15 protein-coding genes and 1 pseudogene are annotated in these 14,003 nt (G+C 37.7%); 7 read left to right on the top strand and 9 right to left on the bottom strand.

Features of this window, described 5'->3' with window-relative positions:
• Positions 1-573 precede the first annotated feature (573 nt).
• On the top strand, positions 574-915 hold the full coding sequence (locus ADH49_RS05960; RefSeq protein WP_048690700.1) for a metal-sulfur cluster assembly factor: 342 nt from the start codon (positions 574-576) through the stop codon (positions 913-915).
• A gap of 48 nt (positions 916-963) precedes the next feature.
• On the opposite strand, the gene ilvD is transcribed toward ADH49_RS05960, so the two are convergent.
• Positions 964-2,667 (bottom strand): dihydroxy-acid dehydratase, encoded by a 1,704-nt coding sequence (gene ilvD, locus ADH49_RS05955; protein WP_006597056.1) that lies wholly within the window; start codon positions 2,665-2,667, stop codon positions 964-966.
• Between the two features lie 188 nt (positions 2,668-2,855).
• Here ilvD and ADH49_RS05950 point away from each other — a divergent pair, with 188 nt between their 5' ends.
• The 6 genes and pseudogenes from ADH49_RS05950 to ADH49_RS10450 form a co-directional block, all read left to right on the top strand.
• Positions 2,856-3,878, top strand: a complete 1,023-nt coding sequence (locus ADH49_RS05950; RefSeq protein ID WP_048690698.1) for an SPFH domain-containing protein — start codon at positions 2,856-2,858, stop codon at positions 3,876-3,878.
• 2 nt (positions 3,879-3,880) lie between these two features.
• Positions 3,881-4,081: a PTS ascorbate transporter subunit IIC gene (locus tag ADH49_RS05945; RefSeq protein ID WP_003011522.1), complete on the top strand. Its 201-nt coding sequence runs from the start codon at positions 3,881-3,883 to the stop codon at positions 4,079-4,081.
• 150 nt (positions 4,082-4,231) lie between these two features.
• Positions 4,232-4,414, top strand: a complete 183-nt coding sequence (gene rpmF / locus ADH49_RS05940) for a 50S ribosomal protein L32 (protein ID WP_003009516.1) — start codon at positions 4,232-4,234, stop codon at positions 4,412-4,414.
• 15 nt (positions 4,415-4,429) lie between these two features.
• A complete protein-coding gene (rpmG, locus tag ADH49_RS05935) occupies positions 4,430-4,579 on the top strand; it encodes a 50S ribosomal protein L33 (RefSeq protein WP_001265622.1) in 150 nt (49 codons plus the stop codon).
• 614 nt (positions 4,580-5,193) lie between these two features.
• Positions 5,194-7,440, top strand: a complete 2,247-nt coding sequence (gshAB, locus tag ADH49_RS05930) for a bifunctional glutamate--cysteine ligase GshA/glutathione synthetase GshB (protein WP_045593546.1) — start codon at positions 5,194-5,196, stop codon at positions 7,438-7,440.
• A 136-nt stretch (positions 7,441-7,576) separates the two neighbouring features.
• Positions 7,577-7,898 (top strand): annotated as a pseudogene (locus tag ADH49_RS10450) (transposase); the annotation flags it as partial.
• A 385-nt stretch (positions 7,899-8,283) separates the two neighbouring features.
• On the opposite strand, the gene ADH49_RS05925 reads toward ADH49_RS10450, so the two are convergent.
• From ADH49_RS05925 to ADH49_RS05890, 8 genes are all read right to left on the bottom strand, one after another.
• Positions 8,284-9,069, bottom strand: coding sequence for an ABC transporter permease (locus ADH49_RS05925; RefSeq protein WP_003013947.1), 786 nt, complete (start codon positions 9,067-9,069; stop codon positions 8,284-8,286).
• Position 9,070: 1 nt separating this feature from the next.
• Entirely contained in the window at positions 9,071-9,865 is a 795-nt protein-coding gene (locus ADH49_RS05920) for an ABC transporter permease (protein WP_003013825.1), read from the bottom strand.
• The gene (locus tag ADH49_RS05915) at positions 9,862-10,848 is read right to left on the bottom strand and encodes an ABC transporter ATP-binding protein (protein ID WP_048690691.1); all 987 of its coding nucleotides are present in this window, start codon (positions 10,846-10,848) and stop codon (positions 9,862-9,864) included. The genes ADH49_RS05920 and ADH49_RS05915 overlap by 4 nt, the downstream gene beginning before the upstream one ends.
• The gene (locus ADH49_RS05910) at positions 10,841-11,044 is read right to left on the bottom strand and encodes a hypothetical protein (RefSeq protein WP_003010127.1); all 204 of its coding nucleotides are present in this window, start codon (positions 11,042-11,044) and stop codon (positions 10,841-10,843) included. Before ADH49_RS05910 ends, ADH49_RS05915 begins: the two co-directional genes overlap by 8 nt.
• Positions 11,045-11,689: 645 nt before the next feature.
• A complete protein-coding gene (locus tag ADH49_RS05905) occupies positions 11,690-12,052 on the bottom strand; it encodes a DUF2513 domain-containing protein (protein WP_048690686.1) in 363 nt (120 codons plus the stop codon).
• A gap of 512 nt (positions 12,053-12,564) precedes the next feature.
• Positions 12,565-13,194, bottom strand: a complete 630-nt coding sequence (locus ADH49_RS05900; RefSeq protein WP_260471317.1) for an SdpI family protein — start codon at positions 13,192-13,194, stop codon at positions 12,565-12,567.
• Positions 13,187-13,468, bottom strand: coding sequence for an autorepressor SdpR family transcription factor (locus ADH49_RS05895; RefSeq protein ID WP_048690681.1), 282 nt, complete (start codon positions 13,466-13,468; stop codon positions 13,187-13,189). The genes ADH49_RS05900 and ADH49_RS05895 overlap by 8 nt, the downstream gene beginning before the upstream one ends.
• Positions 13,469-13,678: 210 nt before the next feature.
• Positions 13,679-14,003: LPXTG cell wall anchor domain-containing protein (locus tag ADH49_RS05890; RefSeq protein ID WP_048690679.1), on the bottom strand; the 325-nt coding region annotated here is incomplete at its 5' end.

The following is a 14,003-nucleotide window of genomic DNA, read 5'->3' as shown; positions in this document are numbered from 1 at the left end:
TCATTATAGCACAAGAACTTGGAGGAGGCAAAAGGAATTATCGGGGGACAAAGCCCGTAAAATAGCTATTTCGCCTACAAATATAGGAAATAATAGAAAGATAGAGCTGAAAAAAATTTTTGAAGGTTTTAAAACTTTCTTCACACATCCTTTTTATAGGAGTCTAGTTATCTCCGCTCAAACTGCGTCAACGTACCTAAACTCGCTGATGCTCGTAAAAAAATAAGGAACGTAGTTCTCACTAGCGTTCGAACTGCATCAATGTACCTAAGCTCACTAACGTTCGCCAAGGTACATAGAAAAAAGCCACCTGATTTGGTGGCCTTTATGGGAGATTATTATGAAAAAGTTTAGGATTTTCTATCAAACAAAGTTAGGAGGTCTTCATTTGATGGTACTAGTATAAATCGGAAAACTTAAAGAAAACTTAAGATAAGTTCCTGTAATTTTAAATCAGTCTTAAGACGGATGGTTTGATTTGTAGCTGTCATTCAATCTCATTCTAGGTGAACTTGCATTATTGTCAGAATTGTGAGAAAATAGTCTTCATTAAAGGAGGGAAAGGATAGCGAGATGAGAGAGGATATCAAGATTAACGACCGTGCCCTAGCACTGGAGAAACAATTGATTGAAAAGTTAGAGCTTGTGTTTGATACCGATGTTGAATTGGACGTCTACAACCTTGGTTTGATTTATGAGTTGGATCTGGATGAGGAAGGGACTTGCAAGGTAGTCATGACCTTTACCGATACCGCTTGTGACTGTGCGGAAAGTTTGCCTGTTGAAATCGTCGCTCGCCTAAAAGAAATTGACGGTATTGAAGACGTCAAAGTAGAAGTAACCTGGTCGCCCGCCTGGAAAATTACACGGATCAGCCGTTATGGGCGTATTGCACTTGGCCTTCCTCCGCGATAAATCAATAAAACTCACTTTACAAATTCGTAAAGTGAGTTTTTTCATATCTTATTGTTTACCAGACTGTTCCATATTCCAGAAGTCGGTCACGGCACCGCGTGAAGCAGAGGATACCGTGTGGGCATACTTACCCAGAACCCCACGACTATACAGTGGTGGTAGAGTTGTTTCAGCCTTCCGTTTGGCTAACTCTTCGTCTGAGACATGCATGGTGATTTCTTTGGTATCTTGGTCAACTGTCACCAGGTCCCCTGTGTGGAGGTAGGCGATTGGACCGCCGACCTGAGCTTCAGGCGCGATGTGTCCAACAACGAGGCCGTAAGTACCACCAGAGAAGCGTCCGTCTGTCAAGAGGGCCACCTTATCTCCTTGGCCTTTCCCAACGATCATGGATGACAAGGACAGCATTTCTGGCATACCAGGACCACCCTTCGGACCTACGAAACGAACAACAACAACGTCGCCATCCACGATCTCATCCGAAAGAACCGCTTCAATGGCAGCTTCTTCCGAGTCAAATACCTTAGCAGGACCAGTGATGTTACGAACTTTCACACCTGATACTTTGGCAACCGCCCCTTCTGGAGCCAAGTTCCCTTTCAAGATGATCAATGGACCATCCGCACGTTTTGGATTTTCAAGTGGCATGATGACTTTTTGACCTGGTGTCAAATCAGCAAAGGCTTCCAAGTTCTCAGCTACTGTTTTACCAGTACATGTGATGCGATCCCCATGAAGGAAACCATTCTTAAGAAGGTATTTCATGACGGCTGGCACACCACCGACATTGTAAAGGTCTTGGAAGACGTATTGACCTGATGGTTTTAAGTCAGCCAAGTGAGGCACGCGCTCTTGGAAATCGTTGAAGTCTTCAAGGGTCAAATCCACATTGGCCGCATGAGCGATCGCAAGCAAGTGAAGGGTCGCATTGGTGGAGCCACCCAGTGCCATGGTCACTGTAATCGCATCTTCAAAGGCTTCACGGGTCAAGATGTCAGATGGTTTTAGTCCCATTTCAAGCATTTTCACAACTGCACGACCTGCTTCTTCGATATCGGCTTTTTTATCAGCTGATTCAGCAGGGTGAGAAGAGGAACCTGGCAAGCTCATCCCAAGAACCTCGATCGCTGTCGCCATGGTGTTGGCCGTATACATACCCCCACAGCCACCAGGGCCAGGGCAGGCATTACATTCCAGTTGCTTCACTTCTTCAGCAGTCATATCACCATGGTTCCATTTCCCGATCCCTTCGAAAACAGAAACCAAGTCGATATCCTTGCCATTCAGATTACCCGGTGCAATGGTACCACCATAGGCAAAAATCGCAGGGATATCCATATTGGCAATGGCAATCATCGAACCAGGCATGTTCTTATCACAACCGCCGATGGCTACAAAGGCATCGACGTTGTGACCACCCATGGCCGCTTCGATAGAGTCCGCAATGATATCACGAGAAGTCAAGGAGAAGCGCATCCCAGGCGTTCCCATAGCAATCCCATCGGCAACCGTAATGGTTCCGAATTGGACTGGCCAAGCTCCCGCATCTTTGACGCCTTCTTTGGCTAGTTTCCCAAAATCATGCAGGTGCATGTTACAAGGCGTGTTTTCAGCCCAAGTAGAGATTACCCCTACGATTGGTTTTTCAAAGTTTTCATCTGTCATCCCAGTTGCCCGAAGCATGGCCCGGTTAGGGGACTTGACCATGCTGTCGTAGACACTACTGCGATGGCGTGTATCTAATTCTGTCATCTGATTCCCTCTCATCGTATTTTTTATTATTATAGCACAATTTACGGCCCAACGACAGAAGAAAATTCTTGAATTTTCAGACAATTCAGCTTGCTCGGTTTCTTGCTAAAATAATTTACAGTTATATCTTGACTTTTGTAAGCAAAGTGATATCATTTAGATATCACAAAGAAAGAAGGGTTTGTCCCATGGAAGAAAAAATTTTAACCCAAAAGAAAAACGGCTTAGCTGCCCTTATAGGCTTGCTAGTTGGGGATCTTGTCTTAGTTTTAGCCTTTATTAGTGCAATTGCTAGTCTACCAGAAGGTTTTCCACTTGCGATTGCAGTTATTACCTGTATTTTTCTCTTTATTGCTAGTCTGGTGTGCTATGCGGGGATCAAAATTATTAAACCGCAAGAGGCCTTGGTTTTGACCTTGTTTGGGAACTATATTGGAACCATTCGAGAAGCGGGTATTTACTTTGTCAATCCCTTCTGTGTCGCTGTCAATCCTGCCAATAACACCCGCTTGGGCCAAAGTGGTGATGTCACCACCAAGTCACCCATGTCTGTCAGTAAAACAGCAGAAGGTAACAGTATTTCTATCGAGACAGGTAAAAAGAATATTTCCTTAAAAGTGATGACCTTGAACAACTCTCGTCAGAAGATTAATGACTGTTTGGGAAATCCTGTAGAAATCGGTATTGCAGTCACTTGGCGTGTAGTGGATACTGCTAAAGCAGTCTTCAATGTGGATAACTACAAAGAATATCTCTCGTTGCAGTGTGATAGTGCTCTTCGTAATATTGTCCGCATCTATCCTTATGATGTAGCTCCTAATGTCGATACGACAGGAGACGGCCAGGCAGATGAGGGTAGCCTAAGAGGCTCCAGTGAAATTGTGGCCAGTCGTATTCGAGAAGAGATTCAAGCACGTGTAAAAGATGCTGGGCTTGAAATTCTAGAAGCTCGTATTACCTACTTGGCCTATGCTCCAGAAATCGCAGCTGTCATGCTTCAACGCCAACAAGCTTCTGCCATTATCGATGCGCGGAAGATGATTGTCGACGGAGCAGTTGGGATGGTTGAAATGGCCCTTGAACGCCTGAGCGAAGGAGAAATTGTAGAGCTAGATGAAGAACGGAAGGCAGCCATGGTTTCGAACCTTCTTGTCGTTCTCTGTGGCAATCATGATGCACAACCAATTGTTAATACGGGAAGTCTCTATTAAGAATGGCTGACCAAAAGAAAAAACAGATTCCACTTAGATTGTCAGCCAAGTTATATGCTGCTATCGCATCATGGGCAGAAGATGACTTTCGATCGGTCAATGGGCAGATCGAGTACCTGCTGACAGAATGTGTCAAACAACGAAAAAAGGATGGCAAATACGTTTCGGAAACGATTGATGAGCCATTTGAAATAGACCTTTAAGGAGAACTCCTGTCCCATTTGATGGGGTGGGAGATTTTTTTAACAATTTTTTGTCAAGTAACTTTACTTTACAAAAAAGTTTTGTTATACTGTTAAAGTTGATGAAAATCAAACCTAATTGAATTTATACCTTAAAAGGAGAAAAACGAAATGGCAGTACCTGCACGTCGCACATCAAAAGCGAAGAAAAACAAACGTCGTACGCACTACAAAGTAACAGCTCCATCTGTAAACTTTGACGAAGCAACTGGAGATTACTCACGTTCACACCGTGTATCACTTAAAGGATACTACAAAGGACGTAAGATCGCTAAAGCTGCATCAGCTGAATAATAGAAGGGAGATACCATGCGCGTAAATATTACACTTGAACACAAAGAATCTGGTGAACGCTTGTACCTTACTTCTAAAAACAAACGTAACACTCCAGACCGTCTTCAATTGAAGAAATACTCACCAAAACTTCGCAAACACGTTGTGTTTACAGAGGTGAAATAGGGGTTCACTACACGTCAATAGATGTTAGAAACCTTGATTTTAAGCGATTCTTGAAATTCTAAATTTCACTACATTGCAATATAAATCAACCGAATCACTACCTTTTTCACTACCTTTTTTGAAATAAGAATAATGATTCGGATATATAAAAGAAGAGGAACTTTATTGTGAAGCTCCTCTTTTTGTTATGTGTTCTTTTTCTCACAGATCGTATGACCTGGTTTGGAAAGTATGGATTTCAGTTGGACTAAAAACAGCGTAATATAACGGCTTTTCAGAACTATATCTACTAATTAATTTCATAAAATATGAATCATTATTTTTTAAATAGGGGAATAGTTTAGGTCTGTAAGAATTAACTTATACACTTACAAGGTTTATTCTGATCGACTTTATAACTGTCTACGAAAAAAAGACAGAAATGAGAGATTGAGTGTGGGGAAAAAACTATTAGGTGTAGTTTCAATACTTCTACTAATGCTTTTGCTTATATTTAATGCAAGTAAATAGTCAATTCGTCCGAGCATTTCCTTCTCCATCTCCGTAGCAGAAAGTTGAGTTTATTTAACAAACTGATAAAATAATAGAGAAACTAGTTATTTCGAGGCCCAATCATGAACCTATCAAACGTATTTCAAAAATTATCCCCAAATACTCCCATCTTACAAGCTACCTTTGGTCTGGAGCGCGAATCTCTACGAATCAATACTGAAGGCCGTGTCGCTCAAACGCCACACCCTGAAAAATTGGGTTCTCGCAGTTTCCATCCCTATATCCAGACAGATTATAGCGAACCTCAACTAGAGCTCATTACACCGGTAGCACAGTCGACCACGGAAGCTCGTCGCTTCCTCGGGGCCATCACCGATGTGGCTATTCGCTCAATGGATAAGTCAGAATATCTTTGGCCTTTATCCATGCCACCTGTGATTGTAGAAGAAGAGATTCAGATTGCCCAGTTGGAAAGTGACTACGAGTATCAATACCGAGTTGGTTTGGCAGAACGCTACGGCAAATTGCTCCAGTCCATATCTGGAATTCACTATAATTTTGAACTCGGCAAAGATCTGACCCAGCAGCTCTTTGAAGTCAGTGACTATGACGATTTACTGACCTTCAAGAATGCCCTCTATCTCAAGTTAGCTCAGAACTTCTTGTGTTATCGCTGGCTCTTGACCTACCTTTACGGAGCAAGCCCGCTAGCAGAAAAAGGGTTTTTGACAGATGAAATTGGTTGCGTGCGGTCGATTCGTAACTCCAACTACGGCTATGTCAATGCCCCCGATGTTCACATTTCCTTCTCTTCACTGGAGCAATACGTGACCGACATCGAAAACGCTGTTGGATCTGGGCAACTGTCCTCTGAAAAAGAATTTTACTCTGCCATCCGTTTACGCGGTGCTAAGACTAGCCGGGACTTTTTGACTAAGGGCATCTCCTATCTAGAGTTCCGCAACTTTGACCTCAACCCCTTTGAGCCACTGGCAATCAGCCAAGAAACACTAGACACCACCCACCTCTTTGCACTCGCACTCTTGTGGCTAGACGACATGGAGCAAGTCGACGAAGAATTGGCAGTAGCTGCTACTCTCAACAACCAAATCGCTCTCAGCCATCCCCACACACCACTTCCTAAAGAGGCTGACCCTAAACCTATCGTGACAGCCATGAAGGACATCGTCGCTCACTTTGGACTGGATGACTATTATAGCCAGCTTATCACTAAGGTGGAGGCCTCTCTTCTTGATCCACGTTTGACCCTTTCTGGAAAAATAGCAGAGCAGGTTGAAGAAGGGTCCCTTGAAAAATTTGGCCAACAACAAGGACAAGCCTTTCATGACTATGCTTGGACAGCACCTTATGCCCTCAAAGGCTATGAAAACATGGAACTCTCCACCCAAATGATTCTCTTTGACGCCATTCAGCTGGGCTTGAACGTAGAAATTTTAGATGAGGAAGACCAATTTCTCAAACTCTGGCATGGTGACCATGTGGAGTACATTAAAAATAGCAACATGACATCCAAAGATAACTACGTAATTCCACTGGCCATGGCTAATAAGGTTGTGACCAAAAAGATTTTGGACAAGGCTGGTTTTCCAGTACCTGCGGGAGCAGAATTTGCTAACAAGGACGATGCCTTGCGGTACTACGGACAAATAGCCAACTCTGCTATTGTTGTCAAACCCAAATCCACCAACTTCGGTCTGGGCATTTCCATCTTCCAAGAGTCAACAAGCCTTTCTGGCTATGAAAAAGCCCTAGACATCGCCTTTTCGGAAGATAGCCATGTGCTAGTCGAGGAGTTTGTGGCAGGGACCGAGTACCGTTTCTTTATCTTGGATGGAAAATGCGAGGCTGTCGTGCTCCGCGTTGCGGCCAATGTCGTAGGCGACGGAAGCTCAAGCATCCGAGAATTAGTCGAAAAGAAAAACCAAGACCCTCTGCGTGGTCGCGACCATCGCTCACCTCTTGAAATCATCAATCTGGGTGATATTGAATTACTCATGTTGGAACAGCAGGGTTACACACCTGATACAGTCTTGCCTAAAGGTAGCCAAACCTTTCTGCGTGGTAATTCTAATATCTCAACTGGAGGCGACTCCATTGACATGACTGACCAGATGGGCGAGAGTTACAAACAACTAGCTGCCGATATGGCGACTGCTATGGGGGCTTGGGCCTGTGGAGTCGATTTGATTATCCCAGACTACACCAAGCCTGCTAGTAAGGAGCTACCAAATTGCACCTGTATCGAACTCAACTTCAATCCTGCCATGTACCTGCACGCCTATACTTACGTAGGGCCAGGACAACGTATCACACCGAAAATTTTACGGAAGTTGTTTGGAGAGATATGAGAATAAGATCAGAGATTTTCTGAGCTTACTTTTTTATATTTGATAAATGGTAAAATATAGTGCAACAAAAAACTCATAGAGCCCAATCTCGTGTAAACTGTAAGTAACCACACTAAACAGAACACGGGAGAAATCTATAAGCTACCATCATATTACCATAATTGAGCGAATTAAGATAGAGACTTACCTAGAATTAGGTCTCAAACCCTGCCAAATAGCTAGAAAATTAGGCGTTCACAAATCAACCTTCTCAAGAGAATTAAGTGTGGTAATGACACTTACTCTGCACAAGCAGCACAAACACACAATGAACAATTGGCGAAGCAGAAGGGAAGAAAATCGAGTTAGACTCCTGTGAATTGAAGTAGGAAATTAAAGAGCGATTACAATCTTCATGGTCTCCAGAACAAATTTGTAGTCGTTATCAACTTGAAAATAGGTCCATGGTGTCCTTCAAAATCCAATTTGTAAAATTAAGCTAGAAAAAAGCATCTCGTATTTTTGATACGAAATGCTTTTAATAAATGTAAATAAGTTTTAACGTTTACTAAATTGTGACGCTTTACGGGCCTTTTTCAAGCCTGGTTTGGCACAGTTGGATTTCAGGTACTTTCAGTTTAGCTTTATATCAACCATCATCAAAATCCAACTATTTTCTTATTTTAAAAAATATGAATAAGTTTGATTGAATGAGGGAATTTCTTTAATTTTTTTCTTAGCACCTATAAGTTAATAATACTATTCTTTAAATTATAGTTTATAATTATCTGATGTTTCAATGACCACAAAACAAAGTACAGCGAATCACTTCCTTTAGTCAAACATATAACTGAACAACATTGTTTATCTTCCTGCACTTTCATATTTTTTCAATCCTTTTCTAAAAATTGTACGACTGATAATAATCAAAAAAACTGTAAAAACTATTTGATAGAAAAATAGGTTCAATGTATCTTTCCCTAAAAATATTAATACTGCAGGATTGGCAATTAATAAATTGGGAACAAATAACATAGTGATCAATCTGTTAATACCTGTAAAAATATTATATGGATACTTAGAAATTCCAATATAATTCAAAAATACATCTACTTTTGAAAATTTAGTTGGGAACCAAAATGAACTAATCGTTATTAGAAACCAAATTGAATAATATATAATACAACCACACATTAAAGAAAGGATATAAAATAATATTTTTAATGAATTTAAATGTACATTTAAATTTCCATAACTTATAAAAATAATCGCAAGACCAAAAAAAGTATTCACGAATTGAACTAAATTAAATGATCTAAAAATATAGAACAACTGAGTATCAAACGGCCTCAATAAAATTTGATCCAAGTTACCACTCAAAATATCTGATTCTAAAATTCCCATACTTCTAATTAACAATCCCATCATAACTCCATCTACAATAGTGTAGGAACCTACCAAAAATAAAATTTGATAATAGTCCCAACCATTAAAAGAGTCTATGTTTAAGAAAATCAATCTAAAAAATACAATAGGTAAACCAATCCACAGTATCGACGAAAATAGACCACAAAAGAAGTCAAAATGAAAATTCATATCAGATTTAAAACCAAAATGAAGTAGCCTAAAAATTACTTTTATTCTAAACATTTTATCCTCCCACATTTGAGAAGTGCTCCACTCCTTTTCTCAATATGAATCTTGATATAATATAAAAAATGATGCACCAAATCAATTGAATACAAATAATTCTCAAATAGTCTATTAATTTATATGTATCATTACTAAACATCTGAAGCGGTTCATATACTAAGTATTTAAAAGGTAATACATCTAAAAACAGACGAAAATTATTTGAAAAAAAACTTAAAGGCAATAATATTCCTGATAAAAACTGAATTACTATTTCTTTAACAGTAAGGACAAAAAATATATTTTCTAACCAAAAAGAAAGCATACCTACACAACATGATATTAAAAACCATAGAACCATAGATAGAATAATTGCAATACTTCCTAAAATAAGAATTTCAATGGTTAATAACTCATTCTTGTAATAAACACTGGAGAATAAAATGACAGGAATGATGATAAATAATAAATGAGCAAGCCTATCTCCAAGCATTTTACAAAAATAATACTTATAAAAAGTAACAGGTTTTATTAATATGCTAAAAAAATTTCCTGAATGAACATCGTCATTGATTTCCCAATCAACTGGATAAAAAACAAAATATGAAAAAATTATAGTCCCCAAATAGTATTGAACCATTGAGGTAAAATCATATCCTGCTATATTTATCTGGTTACTCTGATATATATACGTCCATAAAAATACTGATATCATAATTTGTATACTTGCCTGTAACATTAACAATAGTACACTTGATTTATAGTTCAAAATAGATCGAAATGATATCAGAATAATAGACATTTCTTTTTTCAATTGTGCTCCTTTTTTGTAAAATAGTTTTGTAAAATAATTTCTTCTAAAGAAAGATTTGATATTTCAAAATCTTCTATATCTACAAGCTTATTGATTGATTCTAATGTCTCAAAGACAAAATCTCTAGGTATTTTTAGTATACATTCCGATTTTGTTTGAGAAATGACTACTACTCCTTTAACAGAGCATAACTCTGGTACCAAATCTAATGTCATTTTTATCTTTAAATATTTAAAATCAGAAAATTTAGATAAAATAACATCCATTGACTCCTGCAAAATAATTTTTCCTTTGTCAATGACGATTAATTCGTCACAAACAGACGAAATATCATCCATATCATGACTCGTTAAAATAATAGTAGTATGACATTCTTCATTCATTTTCTTTAAAAATGTTCTGATATCTTTTTTAGACTGTATATCTAACCCTATAGTAGGCTCGTCTAAAAATAATATTTCCGGACTTGTTAAAGATGCCGCGATAAACTCCATTTTCATTTTTTGTCCAAGAGAGAGGGTCCGGACCTGCTGGTAAAGCTGATCTTTTACATTCAACAAATTGCTTAACTCCTGAATTCGTTCTTGTAAAATCGCCGGTTCTACCTCATATAAAGTACCAATCAATTGAAAATAATCTATAGCCGAAACATCTTGAAATAACTGTAATTTATTTCCTACTACTATTGAAATTTTTTTTCTAAAATTTATACTTCTTTTAAATGGAATTTCTCCATTCACTTCTAATTTTCCGGAACTAGGATAAAGAGTCCCAGTCAACATTTTAATCGTTGTGGATTTACCAGCTCCATTACTCCCAATAAAGCCAACTATACTCCCTCTCTTAATCGTAAAACTAATATCTTGAACAGCTCGAATCGTTATTTGATTACGTTTCAAAAATCTCTTGATAAATGGGAGTCTTGAATCAAAATTATAAAAATTTTTAGATAAATTCTGAGCATTAATAACTATTTCACTCATATATCTCTCCTTTCGATAAAATATATTTACTTGTACTTTTTCCATACTTTACCAAAATGCTAAAGATTGAGCTAAAATCTTCGGGATGGGTAAAATAATATTTGTCTTTAAAAAGTTTCTCAAAACCTTCAAGGCGATTATTGAAATCATTAAATTTTGTATTGTCTAGCTGGTTGAATGTCTCTTTAATATCCATAAACTTTCTCCGTGATTCTTTATTTCACTTTATAAATAGAAGAGTGTCTATATATTTATAGATCCTCAAGGACTTGCATTTTATCAAGTATAAGTAGAATAGTATGTAAGGGTTTACATATTCATATTATATGATTGTTTAAGGAATCCGTCAATTTTCCACATTATTATATGACAAAATGTATTTTTTAAAAATGCAAAAAATCTATGAGCAAGATGTTTGACTTCCTTTTTTAAAGTATATATATTTATATTAACCTTAGAAAAGAAAGAATGTTTGAACAGATATTCAATAATAATTACTTTTTTTAAAATTAAAATTCGAACTTTAAATTTTTATCTTTTTTATATTATTGAGTAACCTAAATTGCCCAATTTGTAAAATTTAGCTAGACAAAAAAAGACATCCAAGAGAAATTTCTTAAATGTCTGTAAACGTTGATATAAGCGTGTTGATTAACGTTTTGATAATTGTGATGCTTTACGAGCTTTCTTAAGACCTGGTTTGGAAAGTATGAGTTTCAATTGGACTAAAAATAGCTTTATATCAACATTTAGAAGATTTTGATTGCTTATTAATTTCAAAAAATTTTAAATAGTTTGTTTGAAATGGGGAAATTTGTTATTCTTATAAAGAGCCATCTAATTATTTACCTAGCCGATCATTTATAAAACTGGTTGCTATACTTTTAATTACTTCCAAAGTCAAAGGCAGAGCATTTTCTTTGATACTATTCTTAGTCCTATTCCACATGGTATTTTCTCTTATTTTATCTAGAAAATCATGCCCCTCCCAAGTCAAAGCACCAACACTAAAATGATAGATTCTATTACTAGCATAAATTGGTTCATAGCTTTTTATTAACCCCGCTTCAAACAACAAATTGCAATGGTAGGTTACGGTCTCCATATCGTATCCGTCAATTTTTAAATTAAACAACGCAGTTGATTTATAATCATTCTCAATTTTAAAAAGTATTAAACGACATAAATCCATATCTCTCTTCATATTAATAACCTCTACACTGTGACATATATTCATAGTGTACAACTTGTTAATAGAAGGGTCAAGTGATGAATCCGTTGATTCCATCAAAAAATACTATTTTCTTACTAATAGGACTGTTAGGATATTTTATTTAATCATAAATTCCAATTCCCTTTTTAAAATCCTGTGTTCTTTATTAAATCCAAATTTTAAAATTAAGCTACACTCTGATTCTTCAGTTCCAATAATTTATCATTTGATTGGTAACCATTGTTACCTTCTGCTAATAAGATAACTTCTTCTCTATCTGAGTGGTGGTAAGAATGGCATATATATCGAAATTCTTCGAAATATATGCCAACCTGCTATGCTCCATCAACTCAAAACTAGGCATCACTTGGTTCGATTCAATACGCGATAAGTGCGTTCTTTTTTCAATTTGCTTTGGCTAAGAAAACGATAAAATCAAGCACTATAAAAACCAGTAGAAGTTACCCTAACACGGATTTCCACTGGTTTTTACGTTTGTTATACTAACGACTTTTCCGACTTATTTGATAAGAATACAGGATTGGAATGGGAACAATGGCGAGGATGACCAGCACCAACACATAAGAAAGCGCGAAATGAAGGCCTGCGTCAAGTAGAAGGATCAAACCTCCGAGGACCCACAACTTTCCTGCCAAGCGATGGGTTTTGTGCCAGTTATCTTCACTCTGTAAGGTCCAAGGGAGGCGGATTCCAACCGTGTGATTTACTTTTAGCTTAGGCATATAATTGCCCATCATGACAAAGATGAGACCTAGCAAAGCAGAAACAAAAATAGAAGGATTGGTCGTAGAGCCTAGCGCCTTACTATAGATGAGATAGGAAAGACTTAAGGAAACGATTGGAGTCAACCAGTAGATCACTTTTCCCATTTTCTCATTCATAGTTTGATTCTTAGGATCGCGTGAGGTTACGAAAATCACAAACAGATGCACCAAGAGAAGGAAAATAGGAAGACCAATCACAGCCAGTAGTTTCGATGAGAAGCTATTGGCCTGACCTGCAAAGTTGAAGTGAATGGGGATTTGGTTAGGCAGCTGCGACCAAATCATCACTCCCCAAAGTATGGGGAAAAGTATCACAATAGAAGTTAATAGTAATAGTTTTTTATTCATTTTCATCAGTAGAATCTCCTTTCAAATCAACGAGCCAGACCATTAAATCTTCTAAGACAGAAGTATTGAGTTCATAGTAGATAAAATTCTTTTCTTTTTCTTCTCGAATTAAATCCGCCTGCTTGAGAATACTTAAATGATGGGAAATGGTCGGTCCTGCTACATCAAAGTGGCCAACGATATCACCAGCAGATAATTTCCCCGCCTTTAGCAGTTCTAAGATACTTCTTCTTATCGGATTTGATAAAGCTTTAAATGTTTGCGCAAAATTCATTCTCTATCTCCTCTAATCTATTTAGATATCTTTCTAAATAGATTGTACAACTCCACTATTATTTTGTCAACTCTATTTAGAAAAATATCTAAATAGGTCCATCTTGAATCTCCTTACGACCTGCTAGGAAGATGCTGTTGCCAGTAGGAATGTTGTTTTAGAAGACAAAAAACCTCTAGCCATTAGCTAGAGGTTTCGATTTAGTCAGGTTTATTGATTTGAAAGTTTACGTTTCAATAAGATAGCACCTGATAGAACAATTGCTCCTAGGACAATGAATCCAGTAGCTGCGACTTCACCTGTACTTGGGAGAACTTTCTTACGACCTTTGCCGTCGCCGGTACCTTCAGTTGTTGAAGATGACGGAGTTGGTGTTGGAGTAGTCGTTGAAGTTGTAGTCGGTTCTTCACTTGTAGTAGTTGTAGTTGTAGTTGTTTCGCCTGTAGTGGTTGAAGTGGTTGTATCTTCTTTGGTTGTTGTGGTAGTTGAAGTTGTAGTCGGCTCTTCAGTTGTTGTGGTAGTTGAAGTTGTAGTC

Source organism: Streptococcus sp. 400_SSPC (assembly GCF_001072745.1).
Classification (GTDB): Bacteria; Bacillota; Bacilli; order Lactobacillales; family Streptococcaceae; genus Streptococcus; species Streptococcus xiaochunlingii.
The sequence above is the reverse complement of the archived record's forward strand: the minus strand, read 5'-3'. Positions and strand labels throughout refer to the sequence as shown.